General features: G+C 61.1%; 25 protein-coding genes and 1 tRNA gene. 16 read left to right on the top strand and 10 right to left on the bottom strand.

Annotated elements, in window-relative coordinates; all coding sequences use genetic code 11:
* Positions 1 to 8: 8 nt before the first annotated feature.
* Positions 9 to 1,331: an MFS transporter gene (locus ACQKPZ_RS05750; protein ID WP_427536044.1), complete on the bottom strand. Its 1,323-nt coding sequence runs from the start codon at positions 1,329 to 1,331 to the stop codon at positions 9 to 11.
* A gap of 238 nt (positions 1,332 to 1,569) precedes the next feature.
* On the opposite strand from ACQKPZ_RS05750, the gene ACQKPZ_RS05745 reads away from it, so the two are divergent.
* Positions 1,570 to 2,475 (top strand): LysR family transcriptional regulator, encoded by a 906-nt coding sequence (locus tag ACQKPZ_RS05745; RefSeq protein ID WP_427536042.1) that lies wholly within the window; start codon positions 1,570 to 1,572, stop codon positions 2,473 to 2,475.
* 29 nt (positions 2,476 to 2,504) lie between these two features.
* Here the strand turns inward: ACQKPZ_RS05745 and ACQKPZ_RS05740 are convergent, their stop codons facing one another.
* Positions 2,505 to 3,671, bottom strand: coding sequence for an MFS transporter (locus tag ACQKPZ_RS05740; RefSeq protein ID WP_427536040.1), 1,167 nt, complete (start codon positions 3,669 to 3,671; stop codon positions 2,505 to 2,507).
* Between the two features lie 285 nt (positions 3,672 to 3,956).
* On the opposite strand from ACQKPZ_RS05740, the gene ACQKPZ_RS05735 reads away from it, so the two are divergent.
* The 3 genes from ACQKPZ_RS05735 to ACQKPZ_RS05725 all read left to right on the top strand — a co-directional run bounded on the left by ACQKPZ_RS05735 (position 3,957) and on the right by ACQKPZ_RS05725 (position 6,421).
* Positions 3,957 to 5,174: an amidohydrolase family protein gene (locus ACQKPZ_RS05735; protein WP_427536039.1), complete on the top strand. Its 1,218-nt coding sequence runs from the start codon at positions 3,957 to 3,959 to the stop codon at positions 5,172 to 5,174.
* 188 nt (positions 5,175 to 5,362) lie between these two features.
* Positions 5,363 to 5,578 carry a hypothetical protein gene (locus tag ACQKPZ_RS05730; protein WP_403203595.1) on the top strand — a complete coding sequence of 72 codons (216 nt, stop codon included), beginning with the start codon at positions 5,363 to 5,365 and terminating at the stop codon, positions 5,576 to 5,578.
* A gap of 9 nt (positions 5,579 to 5,587) precedes the next feature.
* Complete coding sequence (locus ACQKPZ_RS05725) at positions 5,588 to 6,421, top strand: hypothetical protein (RefSeq protein ID WP_427536037.1); 834 nt, start codon at positions 5,588 to 5,590, stop codon at positions 6,419 to 6,421.
* A 59-nt stretch (positions 6,422 to 6,480) separates the two neighbouring features.
* On the opposite strand, the gene ACQKPZ_RS05720 is transcribed toward ACQKPZ_RS05725, so the two are convergent.
* Both ACQKPZ_RS05720 and ACQKPZ_RS05715 read right to left on the bottom strand, forming a co-directional pair.
* Positions 6,481 to 7,353, bottom strand: a complete 873-nt coding sequence (locus ACQKPZ_RS05720; protein ID WP_427536035.1) for a LysR substrate-binding domain-containing protein — start codon at positions 7,351 to 7,353, stop codon at positions 6,481 to 6,483.
* 110 nt (positions 7,354 to 7,463) lie between these two features.
* The gene (locus ACQKPZ_RS05715; protein WP_427536033.1) at positions 7,464 to 7,913 is read right to left on the bottom strand and encodes a GNAT family N-acetyltransferase; all 450 of its coding nucleotides are present in this window, start codon (positions 7,911 to 7,913) and stop codon (positions 7,464 to 7,466) included.
* A 257-nt stretch (positions 7,914 to 8,170) separates the two neighbouring features.
* Between ACQKPZ_RS05715 and ACQKPZ_RS05710 the strand changes: the two genes are divergently transcribed.
* The 4 genes from ACQKPZ_RS05710 (at position 8,171) to ACQKPZ_RS05695 (ending at position 10,568) form a co-directional block, all read left to right on the top strand.
* On the top strand, positions 8,171 to 8,866 hold the full coding sequence (locus ACQKPZ_RS05710) for a 3-oxoacid CoA-transferase subunit A (protein WP_026020319.1): 696 nt from the start codon (positions 8,171 to 8,173) through the stop codon (positions 8,864 to 8,866).
* Positions 8,867 to 8,874: 8 nt separating this feature from the next.
* Positions 8,875 to 9,516, top strand: coding sequence for a 3-oxoacid CoA-transferase subunit B (locus tag ACQKPZ_RS05705; RefSeq protein ID WP_427536031.1), 642 nt, complete (start codon positions 8,875 to 8,877; stop codon positions 9,514 to 9,516).
* Between the two features lie 455 nt (positions 9,517 to 9,971).
* Positions 9,972 to 10,214, top strand: coding sequence for a hypothetical protein (locus ACQKPZ_RS05700; protein WP_427536029.1), 243 nt, complete (start codon positions 9,972 to 9,974; stop codon positions 10,212 to 10,214).
* Between the two features lie 84 nt (positions 10,215 to 10,298).
* Positions 10,299 to 10,568, top strand: a complete 270-nt coding sequence (locus ACQKPZ_RS05695; protein WP_427536027.1) for a DUF3077 domain-containing protein — start codon at positions 10,299 to 10,301, stop codon at positions 10,566 to 10,568.
* Positions 10,569 to 10,605: 37 nt separating this feature from the next.
* Here the strand turns inward: ACQKPZ_RS05695 and arfB are convergent, their stop codons facing one another.
* The 4 genes from arfB to ACQKPZ_RS05675 all read right to left on the bottom strand — a co-directional run bounded on the left by arfB (position 10,606) and on the right by ACQKPZ_RS05675 (position 12,005).
* Positions 10,606 to 11,019 (bottom strand): alternative ribosome rescue aminoacyl-tRNA hydrolase ArfB, encoded by a 414-nt coding sequence (gene arfB, locus ACQKPZ_RS05690; protein ID WP_427536025.1) that lies wholly within the window; start codon positions 11,017 to 11,019, stop codon positions 10,606 to 10,608.
* 290 nt (positions 11,020 to 11,309) lie between these two features.
* Entirely contained in the window at positions 11,310 to 11,489 is a 180-nt protein-coding gene (locus tag ACQKPZ_RS05685) for a hypothetical protein (RefSeq protein ID WP_427536023.1), read from the bottom strand.
* A gap of 88 nt (positions 11,490 to 11,577) precedes the next feature.
* Entirely contained in the window at positions 11,578 to 11,826 is a 249-nt protein-coding gene (gene trbK, locus ACQKPZ_RS05680) for an entry exclusion lipoprotein TrbK (RefSeq protein WP_427536021.1), read from the bottom strand.
* Positions 11,827 to 11,917: 91 nt separating this feature from the next.
* Positions 11,918 to 12,005, bottom strand: a tRNA-Ser gene (locus ACQKPZ_RS05675).
* 134 nt (positions 12,006 to 12,139) lie between these two features.
* Here ACQKPZ_RS05675 and ACQKPZ_RS05670 point away from each other — a divergent pair.
* From ACQKPZ_RS05670 to ACQKPZ_RS05635, 8 genes are all read left to right on the top strand, one after another.
* Positions 12,140 to 12,811, top strand: coding sequence for a Bax inhibitor-1/YccA family protein (locus ACQKPZ_RS05670; RefSeq protein ID WP_003251184.1), 672 nt, complete (start codon positions 12,140 to 12,142; stop codon positions 12,809 to 12,811).
* Positions 12,812 to 13,346: 535 nt separating this feature from the next.
* The gene (locus ACQKPZ_RS05665; protein WP_286110629.1) at positions 13,347 to 14,726 is read left to right on the top strand and encodes a nucleobase:cation symporter-2 family protein; all 1,380 of its coding nucleotides are present in this window, start codon (positions 13,347 to 13,349) and stop codon (positions 14,724 to 14,726) included.
* A gap of 96 nt (positions 14,727 to 14,822) precedes the next feature.
* On the top strand, positions 14,823 to 15,215 hold the full coding sequence (gene tusD, locus ACQKPZ_RS05660; RefSeq protein WP_144173979.1) for a sulfurtransferase complex subunit TusD: 393 nt from the start codon (positions 14,823 to 14,825) through the stop codon (positions 15,213 to 15,215).
* A 1-nt stretch (position 15,216) separates the two neighbouring features.
* On the top strand, positions 15,217 to 15,576 hold the full coding sequence (gene tusC, locus ACQKPZ_RS05655) for a sulfurtransferase complex subunit TusC (protein WP_427536019.1): 360 nt from the start codon (positions 15,217 to 15,219) through the stop codon (positions 15,574 to 15,576).
* The gene (gene tusB / locus ACQKPZ_RS05650) at positions 15,576 to 15,872 is read left to right on the top strand and encodes a sulfurtransferase complex subunit TusB (protein WP_427536017.1); all 297 of its coding nucleotides are present in this window, start codon (positions 15,576 to 15,578) and stop codon (positions 15,870 to 15,872) included. Before tusC ends, tusB begins: the two co-directional genes overlap by 1 nt.
* A complete protein-coding gene (locus ACQKPZ_RS05645; RefSeq protein ID WP_427536015.1) occupies positions 15,869 to 16,204 on the top strand; it encodes a TusE/DsrC/DsvC family sulfur relay protein in 336 nt (111 codons plus the stop codon). Before tusB ends, ACQKPZ_RS05645 begins: the two co-directional genes overlap by 4 nt.
* Positions 16,201 to 17,202, top strand: a complete 1,002-nt coding sequence (locus tag ACQKPZ_RS05640) for a glycosyl transferase family protein (protein WP_427536013.1) — start codon at positions 16,201 to 16,203, stop codon at positions 17,200 to 17,202. Before ACQKPZ_RS05645 ends, ACQKPZ_RS05640 begins: the two co-directional genes overlap by 4 nt.
* Before the next feature lie 96 nt (positions 17,203 to 17,298).
* Entirely contained in the window at positions 17,299 to 18,258 is a 960-nt protein-coding gene (locus tag ACQKPZ_RS05635; protein WP_391135033.1) for a glutathione S-transferase family protein, read from the top strand.
* Between the two features lie 124 nt (positions 18,259 to 18,382).
* Here ACQKPZ_RS05635 and cysG read toward each other — a convergent pair whose 3' ends face one another.
* Positions 18,383 to 19,774, bottom strand: coding sequence for a siroheme synthase CysG (gene cysG / locus ACQKPZ_RS05630; protein ID WP_391135035.1), 1,392 nt, complete (start codon positions 19,772 to 19,774; stop codon positions 18,383 to 18,385).
* A complete protein-coding gene (gene serS, locus ACQKPZ_RS05625; RefSeq protein ID WP_427536011.1) occupies positions 19,775 to 21,055 on the bottom strand; it encodes a serine--tRNA ligase in 1,281 nt (426 codons plus the stop codon). It lies immediately after the preceding gene.
* Positions 21,056 to 21,084: the final 29 nt, after the last annotated feature.

Here is a 21,084-nt window from a genome sequence, read left to right as displayed (position 1 = left end):
AATATCCCTCAGCCGGCGGCGAAGGCCGGGGTAGCCACCTGGCGCCGGATAAACACCAGCACGGCCACTGCACCGATGGCGCCGGGTACGGCAAACGCCAGGAAACTGCTTTGATAAGGTAAGTTCGCGCCATGCAGCACCCCGCCCAACAGCGGCCCGACAATCGCGCCAAGCCGCCCTATGCCCATTGCCCAGCCAAGGCCGGTGGAACGTATGTGTGGCGGGTAGTACTGAACCGCGCAGGCATTGGCCAGTATCTGCGTGCCAATGGTAGAGGCCCCCGCCACGGCAATAAGCAGGTACAACACCGCCATTGGCGCCTTGAGCGCAAGCAAGCCAAGCGACAGCGCCCCGCAAGCAAAGAAGCACAGCAACACATTGGCGATACCGATACGGTCACCCAACCAGCCACCCACTACTGCACCAATGATTGCGCCCGAGTTGAGCACCAACAAAAACGCCAAACTTGAATTGAGCCCGTAGCCGGCACTGCTCATCAATTTGGGTAGCCATGAACTCAAGGCATAAACCATCAGCAGGCAGCAGAAGAATGCGACCCACAACGCAAGCGTGTTGAACGCACGGCCTTCGTTGAATATTTCGCGGATTGATACATTTGCCCCACGCGCAGAGGCCAGGGCGAGTTGATCATTGCTGTCCAGCACATAAGTCGGCGTCGCTTGCGCCAGCAAAGCCTTGGCCCGTTCGGTTTGCCCGCTGCGCAATAAAAAGTCCATGGACTCTGGCAACTGGCTGATCAGCAATGGCAACAATAACAACGGGACCACTGCCACGTAGAACACGGTCTGCCACCCCCACTGTGGAATGAACAGCATGCCCAGCCCGGCCGATAACATGCCGCCCAGCGAATACCCGCTGAACATGATCGCCACCAAAGTGCTGCGCAACTTGCCGGGTGCGTATTCGTTCATCAACGCGACCACGTTGGGCATGACACCACCAATACCAAGCCCGGCGACGAAACGGCACAGCGCAAAGGTTTCGGGTGAAGTGGCCAGCCCGTTCAGCGCGGTAACCCCGCTGAACAACAGCACGCAGGTCATGATGGTCTTGCGCCGCCCGATGCGGTCCGAGAGCGAACCGAAGAACAGCGCCCCCAGCATCATCCCGACCAGCGCACAACTGCCCAGAGCCCCCGCCTGTACTGCGCTCAGGTTCCATTCGGCCATCAGCGAGGGCAACACCACGCCATAGATAACCAGGTCGTAGCCGTCAAAGATGATGATAAGCGCGCACCAGAACAGTAAACGCGCGTGAAAGGCATTGAACCGGGCCCCGTCCAACAGGGCCGCTGCATTGATGTTTCGCATGGCATCGCTCGTTCTTGTAGTTGTTATGGGTGGGGGCGTGCCCCTGATTGGCTAGCAAGAACCATCATGACCAAGGCGTAACACGGCTCACATGCAACCACTCGAATAGTGGCTATTTCGGGTGTGAATACTGCTTATGCATACCCAGCGAGTCTTATTTCGGGTAGCGTTGTATCAGGGCGCCGATAAAACAAGAAAACAATACCTGTCGCGTCTCGATTAATACCTGAGAGGTATCATGGAACTACGCGATTTAGACCTGAACCTGCTTCTGGTTTTCAACCAGTTACTGATCGACCGCAAAGTTTCGACCGCTGCCGAAAACCTGGACCTGACCCAGCCGGCGATGAGCAACGCACTGAAGCGCTTGCGCACTGTGCTGCAAGACGAACTGTTCGTACGCACCTATAAGGGGATGGAGCCAACCCCCTACGCCCTGCAACTGGCAGAACCGGTGACCACAGCCATTCACACGTTGCGCGATGCTTTTGCCAGGCAAGACACGTTCGACCCGCGCACCAGCAACCGCCGCTTCATCATGGCGATGACCGACATTGGCGAGATCTACTTCATGCCGAAGCTGATGGACGCCTTCGCCTCGCTGGCACCCGGGTGCACCATCAGCACACTGCGCAACTCCACCGACACCCTCGCCGAAGGGTTACAGAACGGCGCCATTGACCTGGCGGTCGGCCTGTTGCCGCATTTGCAGGCAGGGTTCTTCCAGCGGCGGCTGTTCCACCATCGCTATGTGTGCCTGTGCCGCAGAGGGCACCCGGCTACGCGACAGCCCCTGACAGTGGAGCGGTTCGCAGGCTTCGACCATGTGAACGTGGTGGCAGCCAATACCGGCCACGGCGAGGTGGATACGTTTTATGCACGGGCGGGCGTGGTGCGCAACATTCGCCTGGAGGTGCCGCACTTTGTGGCCGTGGGGCATATCCTGCAGCGCACTGATTTGCTGGCGACGGTGCCCGAGCGGTTTGCCGCCAGTTGCCAGGTGCCGTTCGGGCTGAGCGTACTGCCGCCACCGGTGGAGTTGCCGAACATCGAGATCAACCTGTTCTGGCATGGGCGGTACAACAAAGACCCCGCCAACCGATGGCTCAGGCAGTTGATGTTCGATCTGTTTTCGGACTCCTGAGCCTGATGCTGGGCGCTCCGCGTACCCTGCTAGCTCTTTGAATTGTGTGCAACGCCTGGCCGGGCAAGCCTGGCCCCCGCCCCCAGGCAGGTCACCGCAAAAGCAATCACCAACGCCCCGGTCCCCAGCAAGAAGATCAGCTGCTGGTTCGACCCTTCCACCAACATGGCAATCAACGCGGGCGTCACCGCCGCAGCCCCCATCAAGGTAATGCTGACCAGTGGCGTCAGCTTGCCAGTCGGGTCGTTGGTGGTAATCAGCGCCATGTAGTACGACAGCGACAGCACCCAGCCAAAGTTGATCAGCAGCAACGCGACAAACAACTGCATCGGTGTGCGGGTATTGCCCGTGAGCATGGCGATGGAAATGAACACCGCCACCAGCCCTACGGCGATCATCAGCTGGCGGTTGACCCGCGCCCCCAGCAAGCTGGGCAGCCCCGCCCCAGGCAGGCCACCAATGGCCGACAGGCCGAACGCCCAACCGATATCAACGCCGCTGATGCCCTGGTCCCGTGCCAGCTGGTCGATGAAGCCCCATACGCAGTAGATGGCGATCTGCATGAACAGCATGCCCACCAACGCCGTACGCCCCGTGCGTGCTGAGCCGCCCTGGGCAGTTGAGCCTTCGCCGCTGGCCAGCAACGCCGCTGGACGGCGCGGCAACACCAGGCTGGCGCCGCAGATCAGCAAGTACCACAGGCCGAACGCGCACAAAGCCGTCACCGTGCCACTCTGCGCAGCCAGCAACGGCAACGCGGCGGAGAACAACGAGTACTCGGGCGTTTGCAGCAACAGCATCAACCCGAACGATCGGTCCTGGTTGGGTAAGCGGCCTAGCATGCACACCGCGTAGGCATACACCAGCCCTGCACAGGTGCCGGCCGCCAGGCGCACGAGCAGCAACATGGTGTTGGTGGTGGCAAAGGCGGTGGCGACGCTCAGTGCCACGCACAGCGCGCCAACGTACAGGCACAGGTTGCGCCCGCCATGGCGCTTCATCAGCAGCGGGCACAGCAAGGTACCGAGGGTCATGCCGATCATCTCGACCGACACCACCCAGCCCTGCTGGTCGAGTGACAGGCCAAGTTGCTCCGTGACCAAACCCATGAAAATGGGTTGTACGCCACAGACAATGAAAGAAGTACAGGCGATGAAAATCAGCGCGGCGCGCAGCAGCTTGGAATCGTGGGTCATGGGAGGACTCCGACACGGCATTTGTTTTTATTGTGTGTGAGGGCCAGCCCTGGAAAGCGCCATGGCAGGCGGCTGGACCGGTCTCGAACTCAATCCTGGGCCGTGATCGAACGCTTTGAAAGTTAATTATCGGAATCGAATGCAGTGGGCTTTTTAATGCAGGGCAACTTCCCCTGCCTGCATCCAGAAATGCACTGCACCTGATCCTGATAATTAATTGGAGACCTGCCCGCATCCGCCCTACCGTGGTACGTCACCCAAGCCGTTAGTAAAAAAGGCCCGACCATGAACGACCGTGAGTTCATCAACGCCATCGACGCCGATGGCCTGCCCCTGCACATTGCCGTAGCCAACGGCCGAATCACCCACATCGGCCCGCAACGCGCCAGCACACCCGCCCGCGAAACCATCGACCTGGAAGGCCTGCTGGCGCTGCCGGGCTTTGTCGACGGCCACATTCACCTGGACAAAAGCTTCGTCGGCGACCGCTGGCGACCGCACCAGCCCGTGGCCACCCTGCGCGAACGCCTGGCCGTGGAAAAACGCGAACTGGCCAGCGCCCCGCCCATCGTCGAACGCGCCGATGCACTGATGCGCCAGGCTGCCTCGTTCGGCACCCTTGCCATGCGCTGCCATGTGGATGTGGACGCCACCACCGGCCTGACCAACCTGCACGCCATGCTCGAAGCCCGGGACAAGTGGAAAGACCTGCTCGACATCGAACTGGTAGCCTTCCCGCAGGCCGGCGTGGTGACCTGCCCTGGCACCGCTGAGGTGATGGAAGCGGCCATCCGCGAAGGCGTGCAGGTGGTCGGCGGCATCGACCCGACCACCCTGGACGGCGACGCCGATGCCCAACTGGACATCGTGTTCGGCATCGCCGACCGGCATGGCGTGAAGGTTGATATCCACCTGCATGAGCCCGGCGACATCTGCATCGCCCAACTCGAACGCATCGCCGCCCGCACCCAGGCACTGGGCATGCAAGGGCTTGTGGCCGTCAGCCACGCCTACGGCTTGGGCGATGTATCCGATGCCGTGGTCGACGCCACCGCCGAAGTGCTGGCGGGTGCGGGAATTTCCATCATGACCAACGCCCCTGGCGAACACGCGTTCCCACCGGTGCTGCGCCTGCGCGCCGGCGGTGTGCGGGTATTTACCGGCAACGACAACATCCAGGATGCCTGGTGGCCGTATGGCAATGGCGACATGCTGCAACGGGCCATGCTGGTCAGCTACCGCTCGGGCTTTAACACCGATGACGAACTGCGGGTGGCGTTGCACATGGCGACCGAGGCCAGTGCCGGGGTAATGGGCAAGACGGATTACGGCTTGATGGTTGGCAACGAAGCCAGTTTCGTTCTGTTCAGGGCTCCAAATGCCGCTGCGGCCGTGGCGGCGGCGATTCATGAACGGGTGATCGTGCGCCACGGGGCGTTCTGGGGCGGGCCTGCGCAGTTGCAGCTGAAAGCTGCGCAGTTTGCTGCGGAACTGCGCCGCTAAGCTGCACCGGACTTTCACCACTGCGGCACTCCTCGACACGAAACGAAACACCCCGGCTCGTTCATCTGTCCATACAAGTGCAACAGCTGCGGTATGCTACCCTCCCCCCGCAGGCTGGCGGCCTATCGTGGGCACGCTGCTATGCTTGGGACAGGTGTTCAGGCAATACGTGGAAGAGGAGTGATTGCATGAGCCACAAAAACATCTGGGAAACCCTGCTGCAGTGGGTTTCCCCTCCTTCAGAAGAGTCCTTGGCAATCGCCAGGCGACTCAATGCAGTCGCCGAGCAAGTGCAGGTGAGTGACCACGGCGCCGTCTCCATTTCGGCATCCACCATCCTGCAAGATGCAGATTTCGCACGCGCCTGTGAAGCAGCCAGGCAAGCGATTTCGAAGTCGAACTAAGCCTCTGCAATGGGTTTTCTCCTCGTCCTTCCCATCCTGATCTGCGGCTTCATTTACTGTAAATACAACTTCTACGACAAGACGCTGATTGCGAAATATGAAGGGCAATCACTGTACCTGCATATCGCAATGAGGGGGCTTGTCCTCGCATTGCCATGGCTGACATTGGTATTTTTGATCGAGTGGTGTACCGAGGGGTTCTTTGGCCTGGCCGAGCTGTTCGAGGACCGGGGTTTTACCCACTCTAAAGAGCAGCATCTGTTCTCGACGATGCTGGTAGCAATTCTCACGGCACCGCTTTACGCCTACATGGCGGCAAAGGTCCGCTTTAAGATCACCCGTTACCGTCACGGCCTGAAGAACGATTTCCTTACCCGTTCCTTCATCCTCGAAACCATGCTGCCCACCAGCACCCATCAGGCATTGCTGCTTGACTCACTATTCAACAAACGCCTGTATATGTTCAGCATGGAAGACCGCAAGGTGTACATCGGCTGGGTAAAGAACTTCGGTAACCTGCAGGATCACGACTCGAATAACGATGAGGGTTTCTCGATCATCCCCATCTACAGCGGCTTTCGTGACAAGGATCAGCTGACGGTCGAGTTCACCACGTTCTATGACAGGGTATACGACGCGGTCAAGAAAGGTCCGGTTTCAGGTATTGATGACGGCACGGAAGACCGCTCCACTCGCGCTAACCGGGCCGATGAGATTGGCAGCCTGTTCAGCATCAGCCTTCTGCAAAAGAACATTGTTTCCATGACCTTCTTCGAAGGCGCGTATTGGCAGGAATTTAAAAAGAACGAGATCAAGCCAGAGAAGGACGCCACAAGAATCTGAATACCCTGGTGGGGGCACTCGCCTGACAACAACAGCACCCACTTGCCTTCACCAGCCGCTCACTCAGCCCGCAAAATACCAATCAAAATCTCAGCCAGTTCCATGACCATCGGGTCCGCCGTTGGCCGATGAAAAATCGCCGCTTCAAACACCTTGATCGGCTTGAACCCTTCCTGCGCCCCCAACACCCGATGCCCCGCCGTCACCACCCGCGATGGCAACAGGCTCACCCCCAACCCATTGGCCACCGCCTCCTGAATCCCTGCCAGGCTCGAGCTGGTAAATGCAATACGCCAGCTGCGCCCCATGGCCTCGACTGCACCGATCATGTCATCGCGGTACAACCCTCGCGGCGGGAAGGTCACCAGCGGAATCGGGTCTTGGGCAAAACACGGGTACTGCGCACTGTCGATCCACTCGATGCGCTCTGGCTGGCAGGCATTCGCCTCACGGCTGTGGCGCCGTTGCTTGATCAACACCAGGTCCAGTTCGCCCCGATCATAGGTGCTCACCAGGTCACGGCTAAGGCCACCGGTAATTTCCAGCTTCACCGTCGGATTACGCCGGTTGAACGCCGCCAACGCCTGCATCGTCTTGCCCGCGACAAAATCGTCCGGCAGGCCGATGCGCACGGTCACCGTCACCCCACCCGACATCGCCTCGGTCAACTGGCTGCTCACCGCCAGCAAGTGCCGAGCGTAACGCAGCAGGGTTTCACCAGCGTCGGTCGGGTGCACCTCGCGGTTGCTGCGGTCGAGCAACTGGTGGCCGACCATTTCCTCCAGCCGGCGCACCTTCTGGCTCACCGTGGACTGGGTGGAATGCAGGCGCGCAGCGGCGGTGGTGAAGCTGCCGCAGTCGGCCACCATGACCACGGTGCGGAGCATGTCCAGGTCGTAGATGGCACGGTTGGGGTTGGGGGATTCTGGCATTTGGCGCGTTCAGCTGTTCGAGGGGGCTGGGTACATGATGCCTGAAGCCGGGGTGCATGATGCATTGCCCTTGTGCGGAGCATGCTTTGTACGCATGCACGACCGGCCTGTCAGGGCACCAGGGGCTTCTCGAAATAAACGCGCTTGAAACCGTCTTCCGTACGTTGCCCCACGTTCACATAGCCAAGCTTGGGGTAAATCGACAGGTTCTCGGTCATCATCTCGTTGGTGTAGAGATGGACGGCGCCTAGCCCTTGTTGCCGGGCGGCATCTTCACAGAAGCGGATCAGCGCCTTACCTGTACCCTGCCCGGCCGCGCTGGGCAGGACCGCGACGTTTTCCAGCAACATGTGGCCCTGTTCGGCATGGAACACGATGAAACCCTGAAAGACCGCTTGATCATCCGTTGCAACGTAGACCACACCTTGCGCTATCTGCCCGGCGAAGTCGGCAATCATCGGCGCGGGCTTGCGCCCGATCAGTGGTACATAACGGGCGTAGGCCTGTTCGGCACAACACCTGACTTCAGGCTCATCAGCTGCCACGGCCTGCCGGATCATCGCGGTCTCCGTGAGGGGAAAAATGAAGGGACTACACGGTCAGCTGGAATGTGGCAAATAGCCTGCGTGACTGCTCGTACATCGCACAACAGTTCGATAATCGCACAAATTCAGCCAAACCCTCTCTACTGTTGCCCTATCTTGCGGCACGCTATAGCGAAAGTCAGCAAGTAATTTCAAGTGCTGACAGGCCCCACCGCGTCACGCGCTCCGGCCAGCCCGACAACCACAACTCCAGGAACAACCAGGAGCTCGCCTTGATCAATAAAACGTACGAGTCCATCGCCAGCGCGGTGGAAGGGATTACCGACGGTTCGACCATCATGGTCGGTGGCTTTGGCACGGCAGGCATGCCGTCCGAGCTGATCGACGGCCTGATCGCCACCGGTGCCCGCGACCTGACCATCATCAGCAACAACGCCGGCAACGGCGAGATCGGCCTGGCCGCCCTGCTCATGGCAGGCAGCGTGCGCAAGGTGGTCTGCTCGTTCCCGCGCCAGTCCGACTCCTACGTGTTCGACGAATTGTACCGCGCCGGCAAGATCGAACTGGAAGTGGTGCCGCAAGGCAACCTGGCCGAGCGCATTCGCGCCGCGGGCTCGGGCATTGGTGCGTTCTTCTCGCCGACCGGCTACGGCACGCTGCTGGCTGAAGGCAAGGAAACCCGTGAGATCGACGGCCGCATGTACGTGCTGGAAATGCCACTGCACGCCGACTTTGCGCTGATCAAGGCCCACAAGGGCGACCGTTGGGGCAACCTGACCTACCGCAAGGCCGCCCGCAACTTCGGCCCGATCATGGCCATGGCCGCCAAGACCGCCATCGCCCAGGTCGACCAGGTTGTCGAGCTCGGTGAACTGGACCCGGAACACATCATTACCCCGGGTATCTTCGTCCAGCGCGTGGTTGCCGTTACCGGTGCTGCCGCTTCTTCGATCGCCAACGCTGTCTGAGGCCTGCCATGACCATCACCAAAAAGCTCTCCCGCACCGAGATGGCCCAACGCGTGGCCGCAGACATTCAGGAAGGTGCCTACGTAAACCTGGGCATTGGTGCACCTACCCTGGTGGCCAACTACCTGGGCGACAAGGAAGTATTCCTGCACAGTGAGAACGGCCTGCTGGGCATGGGGCCAAGCCCCGCGCCGGGGGAGGAAGACGATGACCTGATCAACGCCGGCAAGCAGCACGTCACCCTGCTGACCGGTGGTGCGTTCTTCCACCATGCCGACTCGTTCTCGATGATGCGCGGCGGCCACCTGGACATCGCCGTACTGGGTGCCTTCCAGGTGTCGGTGAAGGGCGACCTGGCCAACTGGCACACAGGTGCCGAGGGTTCGATCCCTGCCGTAGGCGGCGCGATGGACCTGGCCACCGGCGCTCGCCAAGTGTTCGTGATGATGGACCACCTGACCAAGGCCGGCGAAAGCAAGCTGGTGCCCGAGTGCACCTACCCGCTGACCGGCATTGCTTGTGTCAGCCGTATCTACACCGACCTGGCCGTGCTGGAAGTAACGCCGGAAGGGCTGAAAGTGGTCGAGATCTGTGCCGATATCGACTTTGACGAACTGCAAAAGCTGAGTGGTGTGCCGCTGATCAAGTGATCAGCTGCAACCTTCTGGCGAAACGCAAACCCTGTGGGAGCGGGCGCGCCCGCGAAGAATCCAACGCGATGCATGGCACCGGCTGCGCCGGTGTTCGCGGGCGTGCCCGCTCCCACAGGGTCCCTGCTAAATCACCAAAATGATGTCAACCTGCTTCGAAAAATCAGAATTTTTCGCTTTCTTGTAGGGCATTTCCCAAAGATACTGTTGCCGCCTATTTTCCATTGCGGGTGCCCTGCTGGGTCTCTAGTCTGGGCCTGTCGCTGCATATCAGTGACACGGCTTTGACGGGCCGCGATGGATTTGAGTTATGGCACCTCTTTATGGTGGCTGTACGTACGGGCACGCTTGCGTGCGCCGGAGCTTCTCAATTCCGCCGGTCCGTCAACCTACGTACAGCTGCCACCCTTCTGCTTGACGGCTGAAAGGTGGCAGCACCAATAGGGAATTGAACAATGTTGAAGATGGTCCCCGACCCACCCCACACCCTCCACTCCCTCGAAGACACCCTCATCCAGGCTTCGGACTACGCCCTCTGCGCGCTCGCCGTTTCGCAGCAAGCGATACTGCTGCAACCCAGATCACCCGCATCAATCTTGATGATGGCGACGGCACATGAACTTGATTCGCTGCGCCTGTTGCTTGAATCCGCACTGATTCAGGCCCAGACGCCAAAAGAGCCACGAACGCCGCACTAAGCCGAATGTTCTGTATTGCCTGGGCTGGCCCTGCTGCCAGCGAAGGTGCTCGCCCAGGTTCTAGATGATCAGGGAGATGGACCCATGACGACTGACGAATCGAACGAGAAAACGACTGTAGGCAAGACCACGTTCTACCAAGGCGAAAACCGGACCCACCCACTGTTCCGCATCGAAGCCGGCATCCCGTGCCAGAACGCCCGCGAGCAGGCTTCGGAGTTGATGGGGTATGTGCGGGAACTGACGATTATCGGGTTGATGGATGAGAAGCCGATGATGATCTGGGCTGCGCACTACCTGAGCGCGCTGGCCAAAGCGCTGATGGATGATGCCGAGTTGGGCATGATGCGCTGATCGGGTTGACCAGCCACACAACACTCCACCACCAGCACTAGAAATCCACCTTGCCCCGCCCCGCCTTGACAGTACCGCGCCTGGCCTTGCCTTCAAGGCGGCGGGTCTTCGAGCCGAGGGTAGGCTTGGTCGGGCGGCGTTTCTTCTCGGTCTTGCCGGCAGCGATGATCAACTCGGCAAGACGCGCCAGTGCGTCAGCCCGGTTCTGCTCCTGGGTGCGGTACTGCTGGGCCTTGATGATCAGTACGCCGTCGCCGGTGATGCGGCAGTCACGCAGCGCCAGCAGCCGCTCTTTGTAGAACTCGGGCAACGATGAGGCCGGGATGTCGAAGCGCAGGTGCACGGCGCTGGATACCTTGTTCACATTCTGCCCACCCGCGCCTTGCGCACGGATGTAGGTCAGTTCGATTTCGGCATCCGGCAGATGCACGTTGTTGGAGATGGTTAGCATGACATAGCCCTTGCAGTTGCCCCCATTATCACCGCCTGCGCCGCTCTCTCATAGAACTGCACATGACTTGCTGATTTAGCAGGGCCCCTGTGGGAGCGGGCGTGCCCGCGAACACCGGCGCAGCCGGTGCCATGCACCGCGCTGGATTCTTCGCGGGCACGCCCGCTCCCACAGGGTAAGCGGAGCGCCCGGCATGAGTTCTCAGCGCGGCAGTGCAACCAGATGGTCTGGACTATCTCCAGAGCACAACAGCACGCAAAGCGTGACCACCTTTACCTTGGACGCAGTGTTTAAGATTGGGCGTTCTTGTGCGGTGCACGCTGAAGGCGTGTAACCACAATCTGAACAGCGCCGGCCACCAGGCACAGCACACCTATTTTCCATCCGCCAGTCAGGCCGAAGTTATCGGCTATCGTGCCTACGATCATCACGGTTACGAAGATGGCGGTGGGCAGGATCAGTTTGTTCATTTCGGCTTCCGAGTGCGAGCGACAGCGTTTGTGAGAAGGCACAGATCTACAATCTAAAAGCCCTGAGAAATTCAGGGCTTTTTTGGACTTAGAAGTCGTCAGGCGGGCTTTTCTTGAACTTCCACTGGGTCATTTCCCTGGCTGCATGGAAGCTCTTGCAGTTCGCGACGAACTCATTGCGGTCCCATTCCTTGGAAAGGCTGGCCAGGATCTGCTCGTAGGTTTCACCCGAGCAATTGGCTTCGTTGGGCTCAGGCACCCTGTCTTCGGCAACTGCCCCCAGGCTCACCGCCATGCCAAGGGCTGCAAGAAAACGGGTAAAAGACACGATGTACATCCACTCACTCCTTTGAATTGACCTGCTCCAGAGGCCCGTTTTTGCAGGCCCCAAAAACGCAAAAAGCCCTGAATAATCAGGGCTTTGAATATGGCGGAAGCGTAGAGATTCGAACTCTAGGATAGTTGCCCATCGACGGTTTTCAAGACCGTTGCCTTAAACCACTCGGCCACGCTTCCAGCTCGTTTTGCGGCCGCCATAATACCTTAATGAAACACGCTGTCAAACTCTCTGTGTCGCGGGTTGCAGGAGCTCTGATAGACTCCTAGCATCTGAACGTTCGAAACCACAGGTTTTACCAAGGAGTGTCGCCATGCGCGAACAGGATTACGCCGTACACCACGGCCAGCAGGTCGAGCAGCAGGAGATCAGCAAGGTCCTGCGCAACACGTACAGCCTGCTGGCCCTTACCCTCGCCTTCAGCGGTGTCATGGCCTTCGTGGCCCAGCAGATGCGCGTCGGCTACCCGAACGTGTTCGTGGTGCTGATCGGCTTCTACGGGCTGTTCTTCCTTACCAACAAATTGCGTGATTCGGCCTGGGGTCTGGTGTCCACCTTTGCGCTCACCGGCTTCATGGGCTTTATCCTCGGCCCAATCCTCAACCGTTACCTGGGCATGGCCGGTGGCGCTGAAGTGGTCAGCTCGGCGTTTGCCATGACTGCGCTGGTGTTTGGTGGTCTGTCGGCCTATGTGCTGATCACCCGCAAGGACATGAGCTTCCTCAGTGGCTTCATCACTGCTGGCTTCTTTGTGCTGCTGGGTGCCGTCGTGGCCAGCTTCTTCTTCCAGATCAGCGGCCTGCAACTGGCGATCAGCGCTGGCTTCGTGCTGTTCTCTTCGGTGTGTATCCTGTTCCAGACCAGCGCGATCATCCATGGTGGCGAGCGTAACTACATCATGGCGACCATCAGCCTGTATGTGTCGATCTACAATCTGTTTGTCAGCCTGCTGCAGCTGTTTGGCATCATGGGTCGTGATGACTGATTGATCGGTGTGTGAGAAAGCCCGCTTCGGCGGGCTTTTTTGTGGGTATTGAACAGGGTGTAGGAGCGAGCTTGCTCGCGAACACCAGCGGAGCCGGTGCCAGGTACCGCGTTGGATTCTTCGCGGGCTTGCCCGCTCCCACAGGTATCGCGCAAATTCCAGGCTATTGCAGTACTTGGGAGCAACTGTCTTGTGCTGCTTGTGCCGGCCTCTTCGCGGCTAAAGCCGCTCCCACAGGTTCAGTGCGTACCTCAAGGCATGCGCAATCCTGTGGGAGCGGCTTTAGCCGCGAACACCGGCGCAGCCGGTGCCATGCACCGTGCTGGATTCTTCGCGGGCTTGCCCGCCCCCACAGAGGGGCAATGCATGCTCTTGATCTGTTTCTCCCAGACAACTTAGCCCTAAATAACTGACTAAAAAGTCAGATAATCGGGCGAATGGTCGCCGATCATGCCGCCATCGTGCTTTTCTCTACCGCAATCCGCCATCACCCCGTAGAATGCGCTCCTTTTTTCTTGCGGGGCAGCTTTCAGCAATGAGCTCACACGAACACAGCCCAGGCGCAGCGGCGCCTGCCAATGAACTGGTGCTTGGCCTTGAGGACAAGCCACGGCTGGTGATCGGCCTGCTGGCCGCCCTGCAGCACCTGCTGGCGATCATTGTGCCGATCGTTACCCCTGGCCTGCTGATCTGCCAGGCGCTGGGTGTTTCGGCGCGTGATACCAACCTGATCGTTTCCATGTCGCTGGTGATCTCGGGTATCGCCACCTTCGTTCAGTGCAAACGCTTCGGGCCATTCGGCGCCGGGCTGCTGATCGTTCAGGGCACCAGCTTCAACTTCGTCGGCCCGCTGATTGCCGGCGGTGCGCTGATGGTCAAGCAGGGCACGCCTGTAGAAGGCGTGATGGCAGCCATCTTCGGTGTGGTGATCGCAGGATCGTTCGTGGAAATGGGCGTTTCGCGCATCCTGCCCTTCGTCAAACGCCTGATCACCCCGCTGGTGACCGGCATCGTGGTGCTGATGATCGGCCTGACGCTGATCAAAGTCGGCCTGATCAGCATGGGTGGCGGCTTTGGCGCCATGGCCAACGGCACCTTCGCCAATGGCGATAACCTCCTGCTGTCGGGCGTGGTACTGGCGATCATCGTGATCCTCAACCGCGTCCCGGTGGTGTGGATGCGCAGCTGCGCCATCGTCATCGCCCTGGCGGTTGGCTATGCGCTGGCCGGCTACATGGGCCGCCTGGATTTCACCGGCATGCATGAAGCCGCGCTGTTCCAGGTGCCTACGCCGCTGCACTTTGGCCTGGGCTTCTCGTGGGCGCTGTTCATTCCGATGCTGGTGATTTACCTGGTGACTTCGCTGGAAGCCATCGGTGACGTTACCGCCACCAGCAAGGTGTCGCGCCAACCGGTCGAAGGGCCGGTGTGGATGCAGCGGATCAAGGGCGGTGTGCTGGTCAACGGTGCCAATTCGCTGCTGGCCGGCTTGTTCAATACCTTCCCTAGCTCGATCTTTGCGCAGAACAACGGCGTGATTCAGTTGACCGGTATCGCCAGCCGCCATATCGGTATCTGGATTGCCGTGATGCTGGTGCTGCTGGGCCTGTTCCCGAGCGTTGCCGGCGTGATTCAGGCGGTGCCGGAGCCGGTACTCGGTGGTGCGGCCATGGTGATGTTCGGTGCGGTTGCGGCTTCGGGGATCAATATTCTGGCCAGCACGCGGCTGGATCGTCGGGCGCTGCTGATTATTGCGGTGTCTTTGGCGTTGGGCCTGGGTGTTGCGCAAGTGCCGGAGTTCCTGGCGCACATGCCGGCGGCGATCCGCAATGTGCTGGAGTCGGGTGTAGCCACCGGCGGTATCTGCGCCCTGGTGTTGAACTGGTTCCTGCCGGAGAGCAAGGAACAAGCCTGAGCCCTTCAGGACGCATAGAAAGCCCGCCCCGCCATGCACAAGCGGGCGCGGGCTTTTTTGCTTTATCATGGCACCATTCCTTTGCATGAGTTACCCATGAAATTCGCTATCGCGGTGTTCTCTCCGGCCCATGCGCCCTCTTCGCGGCGCGCCTTGCGCTATGCCGAGGCGGTGCTGGCCGGCGGGCATGAGATTGCCCGGTTGTTCTTCTATCAGGACGGGGTGCACAGTGCCTCGGCCAACGTGGTCGCACCCCAGGACGAACTGGACGTGGCGGGCCAATGGCGCGCCTTTATCGAGGCCAACCAGCTGGACGCCGTGGTGTGCATTGCCGCCGCGCTCCGCCGTGGCGTGCTCGATGAAGCCGAGGCCAACCGCTACCAGCGCCCGGCCGTGAACCTGCCCAAACCCTGGGAACTCTCGGGGCTAGGCCAGTTGCATGAGGCAGCGCAGGTTGCCGACCGCCTTGTCTGCTTCGGAGGCGACTGAAATGGCCAAATCGCTACTGATCATCAGCCGTCAGGCACCGTGGAACGGCCCGTCCGCCCGCGAAGCGCTGGACATCGCCCTGGCCGGCGGCGCGTTCGACCTGCCGCTGGGCATGCTGTTCCTCGACGACGGGGTGTTCCAGCTCGCCCCGAACCAGCAACCCGCCGCCGTGCAACAGAAGAACCTGGCAGCCAACCTGCAAGCACTGCCCATGTTTGGCGTTGACGAGTTGTTTGCCTGTAACCACAGCCTCACCCGCCGCGGCCTGGCAGCCGACACCTTGGCACTGCCGGTGCAAGTGCTCGATGACGCGGCCCTGACCGCGCTGATCGCCCGTTTCGACCAGGTGGTAACGCTCTGATGACAACCCTGCATGTGATTGCCCACTCCCCGTTTGGCGATGATCGCCTGGCCAGCTGCCTGCGCCTGCTGGGTGCCGACGACGCGCTGCTGCTGTGCGGCGATGCTGTGTATGCCTTACGCAGCGGTAGCGAGCCGCACCAGCTGCTGCAAGCTGCCGGCCTGGCCCAGCGCCTGTTCGCCCTTGAAGAAGACGTGCAGGCCCGCGCGGTCGGCGACAACCTGGCCAAGGCCGTGGACTACGCCGCGTTTGTCGAACTGTCGCTGCACTACGACAAGGTCAACACCTGGCTATGAATACGCTCAACGTTGGCGAAAACGCCATCGCCCTGGACAAAGACGGCTTTCTGGTCGACCTGCAAGACTGGTCCCATGCCGCCGCCGAAGCCCTGGCCGAACGCGAGGGCATCCCGTTGACCGCTGACCACTGGGAAGTCCTCGAACTGCTGCGCCAGTTCTACCAGGAATACCAGCTGTCCCCGGCCACGCGCCCGCTGATCAAGTACACGGCCCTGAAGCTGGGCCCGGAAAAGGGCAACAGCCCGCACCTGAACCGCCTGTTCAACGGCACCCCTGCCAAACTTGCCGCCAAGCTGGCGGGCCTGCCCAAACCGACCAACTGCATATGACCGAACCTCGCCCTTTGACACTGGAAACCCCGGCCGAACACCCGTTCGCCGAATTCGTGCGCATTCTCGGCAAAGGCAAGCGCGGCGCGCGTGGCCTGACCCGCGAAGAAGCCCGCGCAGCCATGACCCTGCTGCTGGAAGGCAAAGTCGAAGACACCCAGCTGGGTGCCTTCCTGATGCTGCTGCGCCACAAGGAAGAAAGCGCCGAGGAGCTGGCCGGCTTCACCGAGGCCCTGCGCGCCCACCTGCAGGCGCCGAGCATTGCGGTGGACCTGGACTGGCCCACCTACGCCGGCAAGAAGCGCCACCTGCCTTGGTACCTGCTGGCAGCCAAGTGCCTGGCTGGCAATGGCGTGCGCATCCTGATGCACGGCGGCGGCGCTCACACTGCCGGGCGCATGTACAGTGAGCAACTGCTGGACCTTTTGCAGCTTCCGCTGTGCCGCGACTGGGCCGCCGTCGGTAACGCCCTTGACCAGCACCAGCTTGCGTTCTTCCCGCTGCACGACTGGGCGCCGCAGTTGCAGCGCATGATCGACCTGCGCAACACATTGGGCTTGCGCTCGCCCATCCACTCACTGGCACGCGTGCTCAACCCACTGGGCGCACGCTGTGGCCTGCAAAGCATCTTCCACCCCGGCTACCAGGCGGTGCACCGCGAGGCCAGCCGCCTGCTGGGCGATCATGCCGTGGTGATCAAGGGCGATGGCGGCGAGATCGAGGTCAACCCCGATGTCATCAGCCACCTCTACGGCACCACCGCAGGCGAAGCGTGGGACGAAGAGTGGCCAGCGCTGAGCGAGCGCCGCCATGTGAAACCGGCCAGCCTGCAAGCCGGGCACTTACTGGCGTGCTGGCGTGGCGAGGTCGAAGACAGCTATGGCGAGAAGGCCCTCATTGCCACCATGGCCCTGGCCTTGCGTGGCTTGGGGCAGGACCGCGAGCAGGCGTTCGCAACAGCCCAAGGCTACTGGGATACGCGAAACAAATCGATTTAACCGATCATTAACCCCGGTTATTTGCGCTATTTATTCGAACGATTTGGCCTAGACTGGGCTCCAACGACAAACAACTTTGTTCCGAGGAGCTCACTCATGGGCCTTTTGATCGACGGCCGCTGGCATGACCAGTGGTATGAAAACGGCAAGGACGGCACGTTCAAACGTGAAAACGCCCAGCGCCGCAATCAACTGCCCGCCCCCGAGGCCGGCCGTTACCACCTGTACGTCTCTCTGGCCTGCCCATGGGCCCACCGCACCTTGATTTTCCGTGCCCTGAAAGGCCTGGAACCATTGATCGATGTATCGGTGGTCAGCTGGCTGATGCAGGACCACGGCTGGACGTTCGATGTGCAGCAGGGCTCTACGGGCGACCACCTCGACGCCTTGCAGTACCTGCACCAGCGTTACACCCTGGATGACCCACACTACACAGGGCGCGTGACCGTGCCTGTGCTGTGGGACAAGAAAGAGAAGCGCATCGTCAACAATGAATCGGCGGAGATCATCCGCATCTTCAACACCGCGTTCAACGAGCTGACCGGCAATACGCTGGACCTGTACCCGCAGCCACTGCGCCCCACCATCGAGGCACTGAACGAGCGCATCTACCCGGCCGTGAACAACGGCGTGTATCGCGCAGGCTTTGCCACCACGCAAGACGCCTACGAGTCCGCGTTCGACGATGTGTTCAACGAACTGGATTATCTGGAAGACCTGCTGAGCCGCAATCGCTACCTGGCGGGTGAATACCTGACCGAGGCCGATGTGCGCCTGTTCACCACGCTGGTGCGCTTCGATGCGGTGTATCACGGGCACTTCAAGTGCAACTTGCGCCGCCTGAGCGACTACCACAACCTGTCCAACTGGCTGCGGGAGCTGTACCAGTGGCCTGGCGTGGCGGGAACGGTGGATATGGAGCATATCCAGAAGCACTATTACATGAGCCACAAGACCATCAACCCCAACGGGATCGTGCCAAAAGGGCCTTTGCAGGACTTTGGCCTGGCGCATGATCGGGAGAAGTTGGCGGGGAAAGGGATCTGGCAGGCTTGAGATAGCCGGGGCTGCTTTGCAGCCCTATCGCGACACAAGGCCGCTCCTACAAGGACCGCGCAAAGCCTGGACCTGTAGGAGCGGCGTTGTGTCGCGATAGGGCCGCAAAGCGGCCCCAACGATTTCAGCTGTTCTGCGAACCTTCGAACCAGGCCAGCTTGTCGCGCAACTGCACCACCTCCCCGACAATCACCAGGGTCGGCGCATGCACTTCATGCCGGGCCACCAGCTCTGGCAAGTCCGCCAACGTACCGGTAAACACCCGCTGGTTACGTGTAGTCCCCTGCTGCACCAACGCAGCCGGCGTACTGGCCGCCCGCCCGTGGCGAATCAGCTCGGCGCAGATGGTCGGCAAACCGACCAACCCCATGTAGAACACCAAGGTTTGCGCCGGCGCCACCAGGTCATCCCACGGCAGGTTACTGGTGCCATCCTTCAAGTGCCCGGTCACGAAGCGCACCGACTGGGCATAGTCGCGGTGAGTCAGGGGAATCCCGCCATAAGCCGAACACCCACTGGCCGCCGTAATGCCCGGCACCACCTGGAACGGAATGCCATGCTCGGCCAGCTCTTCGATCTCTTCGCCACCCCTGCCGAAGATGAACGGGTCGCCACCCTTCAGTCGCAGCACACGCTTGCCCTGCTGAGCCAGATCGACCAGCAGCCGGTTGATCTGGTCCTGCGGCACGGCATGGTCGGCGCGGCGCTTGCCCACGTAGATGCGCTCGGCATCACGCCGGCACATCTCGATGATTGCAGGTGCTACAAGGCGGTCGTACAGCACCACGTCGGCCTGCTGCATCAGGCGCAAGGCACGGAAGGTGAGCAAGTCCGGGTCGCCCGGGCCCGCACCCACCAGGTACACCTCACCGCCCTGCTGCACTGGCGCACCGTCTACCATCGCCTGCAACAGGCGTTCGGCCTCGGCGCCCTGCCCGGCCAGCTGGCGCTCGGCAATCGGCCCCTGGAACACGGTCTCCCAGAAGCCGCGACGCTGATTGACGTCCGGGTACAAGGATTTCACCTTGTGCCGGAAACGCGCAGCCAGCCCGGCCAGCTCACCATAGGCCGACGGAATCCAGGCCTCAAGCTTGGCGCGAATCAACCTTGCGAGTACCGGGGCGTCACCGCCACTGGACACCGCAATCACCAAGGGTGAACGGTCGACAATCGCCGGGAAAATCACCGTGCACAAGGCCGGTGCATCCACCACGTTGACAGGCAGGCTGAGGGCCTGCGCATCCGCCGACACCTGGGCGTTCAGCCCAGGGTCGTCGGTAGCTGCGATCACCAGCCGGCAACCGACCAGGTCGGCTGCCTGATAGCCACGCACCAGCACCTCTCCGCCACCTTCCCGGGCCAACGCGGCCAACTGGCCGTCGACGTCCGGCGCCACCACGCGCAGCACGCTGCCGGCATCTGCCAGCAAGCGCGCCTTGCGCAAGGCGATCTCACCGCCACCGACGACCAGCACGCGGCCGCCCTGCAGCTTGTGGAACAGCGGCAGGTAATCCATTTAGCGGATGACCTCGACGCCGCCCATGTACGGCTTCAGCACTTCCGGCACCAGGATCGAACCATCGGCCTGCTGGTAGTTTTCCAGCACGGCAACCAGGGTACGGCCTACGGCCAGGCCGGAGCCGTTTAGGGTGTGCACCAGCTCTGGCTTACCGGTTTCCGGGTTGCGCCAGCGGGCCTGCATGCGGCGCGCCTGGAAGTCGCCGCAGTTGGAGCACGAGCTGATTTCGCGGTACTTGTCCTGGCTCGGTACCCACACTTCCAGGTCGTAGGTTTTCACGGCGCCAAAGCCCATGTCGCCGGTGCACAGGGCCAGCACGCGATATGGCAGCTCCAGCAGTTGCAGTACACGTTCGGCGTTGGCGGTCAGGCCTTCCAGGGCTTCCATCGACTTCGCCGGCTCCACCACCTGCACCATCTCGACCTTGTCGAACTGGTGCTGGCGGATCATGCCGCGGGTGTCACGGCCAGAAGCACCGGCTTCGCTACGGAAGCAAGGGGTGTGGGCAACCAGTTTCAGTGGCAGCTGCTTGGCATCGAGGATCTGATCGGCCACCAGGTTGGTCAGCGACACTTCGGCAGTCGGGATCAGGTAGAAGTCTGCCTCACCTTCGCGGGTGATCTTGAACAGGTCTTCCTCGAACTTCGGCAGCTGGCCAGTGCCCTGCAATGCAGGCGCCTGCACCAGATACGGGGTGTAGTGCTCCTCGTAGCCGTGCTCGCCGGTGTGCAGGTTGATCATGAACTGCGCCAGGGCGCGGTGCAGGCGGGCGATCGGGCCACGCAGCACGGCAAAGCGGGCGCCAGACAGCTTGGCTGCGGCCTCGAAGTCCAGGCCACCGCTGACTTCACCCAGGGCGACGTGGTCCTTGATTTCAAAGTCGAAGGCCTTCGGTGTGCCCCAGCGGCGCACTTCAACGTTGTCGTCTTCGCTGGCACCGACCGGTACGCTGGCGTCTGGCAGGTTGGGGATGGTCAGCAGGATGCCGTCCAGTTCAGCCTGGATGCCGTCCAGTTCAATCTTGCCAGCGGCCAGTTCATTGGCCATGCGCTCGACATCGGCCATCAGCGGCGCGATGTCTTCGCCCTTGGCCTTGGCCTGACCGATGGACTTGGAACGGGCGTTACGCTCGGCTTGCAGCTGCTCGGTGCGGGTCTGCACCGCCTTGCGGCGCTCTTCCAGTGATTCGATGCGCGCGACATCCAGGCTGAAGCCACGGGAGGCCAGGCGTTGCGCCACTTCCTGAAGTTGGCCGCGTAACAGTTTGGAATCGAGCATATCGTTCTCTCGTTATAGGTAGGTGTTGG

Origin of the sequence: Pseudomonas sp. NPDC089547 (assembly GCF_050280665.1) — a bacterium.
In the GTDB taxonomy this organism is placed as follows: Bacteria; Pseudomonadota; Gammaproteobacteria; order Pseudomonadales; family Pseudomonadaceae; genus Aquipseudomonas.
Note: the sequence above shows the minus strand (reverse complement) of the source record. Positions and strands in the feature narration are given on the sequence as shown.

Excerpts from the sequence above, each read along its gene's own strand:
- ACQKPZ_RS05705 (WP_427536031.1), top strand. The coding sequence starts at position 8,875 with ATGACCATCACCAAAAAGCTCTCCCGCACCGAGATGGCCCAACGCGTG.
- ACQKPZ_RS05685 (WP_427536023.1), bottom strand. The coding sequence starts at position 11,489 with ATGAACAAACTGATCCTGCCCACCGCCATCTTCGTAACCGTGATGATC.
- ACQKPZ_RS05700 (WP_427536029.1), top strand. The coding sequence starts at position 9,972 with ATGTTGAAGATGGTCCCCGACCCACCCCACACCCTCCACTCCCTCGAA.
- ACQKPZ_RS05740 (WP_427536040.1), bottom strand. The coding sequence starts at position 3,671 with ATGACCCACGATTCCAAGCTGCTGCGCGCCGCGCTGATTTTCATCGCC.
- ACQKPZ_RS05730 (WP_403203595.1), top strand. The coding sequence starts at position 5,363 with ATGAGCCACAAAAACATCTGGGAAACCCTGCTGCAGTGGGTTTCCCCT.
- arfB (WP_427536025.1), bottom strand. The coding sequence starts at position 11,019 with ATGCTAACCATCTCCAACAACGTGCATCTGCCGGATGCCGAAATCGAA.
- ACQKPZ_RS05715 (WP_427536033.1), bottom strand. The coding sequence starts at position 7,913 with ATGATCCGGCAGGCCGTGGCAGCTGATGAGCCTGAAGTCAGGTGTTGT.
- ACQKPZ_RS05745 (WP_427536042.1), top strand. The coding sequence starts at position 1,570 with ATGGAACTACGCGATTTAGACCTGAACCTGCTTCTGGTTTTCAACCAG.
- ACQKPZ_RS05645 (WP_427536015.1), top strand. The coding sequence starts at position 15,869 with ATGAATACGCTCAACGTTGGCGAAAACGCCATCGCCCTGGACAAAGAC.
- ACQKPZ_RS05735 (WP_427536039.1), top strand. The coding sequence starts at position 3,957 with ATGAACGACCGTGAGTTCATCAACGCCATCGACGCCGATGGCCTGCCC.
- ACQKPZ_RS05695 (WP_427536027.1), top strand. The coding sequence starts at position 10,299 with ATGACGACTGACGAATCGAACGAGAAAACGACTGTAGGCAAGACCACG.
- tusD (WP_144173979.1), top strand. The coding sequence starts at position 14,823 with ATGAAATTCGCTATCGCGGTGTTCTCTCCGGCCCATGCGCCCTCTTCG.
- tusB (WP_427536017.1), top strand. The coding sequence starts at position 15,576 with ATGACAACCCTGCATGTGATTGCCCACTCCCCGTTTGGCGATGATCGC.
- ACQKPZ_RS05640 (WP_427536013.1), top strand. The coding sequence starts at position 16,201 with ATGACCGAACCTCGCCCTTTGACACTGGAAACCCCGGCCGAACACCCG.
- tusC (WP_427536019.1), top strand. The coding sequence starts at position 15,217 with ATGGCCAAATCGCTACTGATCATCAGCCGTCAGGCACCGTGGAACGGC.
- ACQKPZ_RS05750 (WP_427536044.1), bottom strand. The coding sequence starts at position 1,331 with ATGCGAAACATCAATGCAGCGGCCCTGTTGGACGGGGCCCGGTTCAAT.
- trbK (WP_427536021.1), bottom strand. The coding sequence starts at position 11,826 with ATGTACATCGTGTCTTTTACCCGTTTTCTTGCAGCCCTTGGCATGGCG.
- ACQKPZ_RS05665 (WP_286110629.1), top strand. The coding sequence starts at position 13,347 with ATGAGCTCACACGAACACAGCCCAGGCGCAGCGGCGCCTGCCAATGAA.
- ACQKPZ_RS05720 (WP_427536035.1), bottom strand. The coding sequence starts at position 7,353 with ATGCCAGAATCCCCCAACCCCAACCGTGCCATCTACGACCTGGACATG.
- serS (WP_427536011.1), bottom strand. The coding sequence starts at position 21,055 with ATGCTCGATTCCAAACTGTTACGCGGCCAACTTCAGGAAGTGGCGCAA.
- ACQKPZ_RS05670 (WP_003251184.1), top strand. The coding sequence starts at position 12,140 with ATGCGCGAACAGGATTACGCCGTACACCACGGCCAGCAGGTCGAGCAG.
- ACQKPZ_RS05635 (WP_391135033.1), top strand. The coding sequence starts at position 17,299 with ATGGGCCTTTTGATCGACGGCCGCTGGCATGACCAGTGGTATGAAAAC.
- cysG (WP_391135035.1), bottom strand. The coding sequence starts at position 19,774 with ATGGATTACCTGCCGCTGTTCCACAAGCTGCAGGGCGGCCGCGTGCTG.
- ACQKPZ_RS05725 (WP_427536037.1), top strand. The coding sequence starts at position 5,588 with ATGGGTTTTCTCCTCGTCCTTCCCATCCTGATCTGCGGCTTCATTTAC.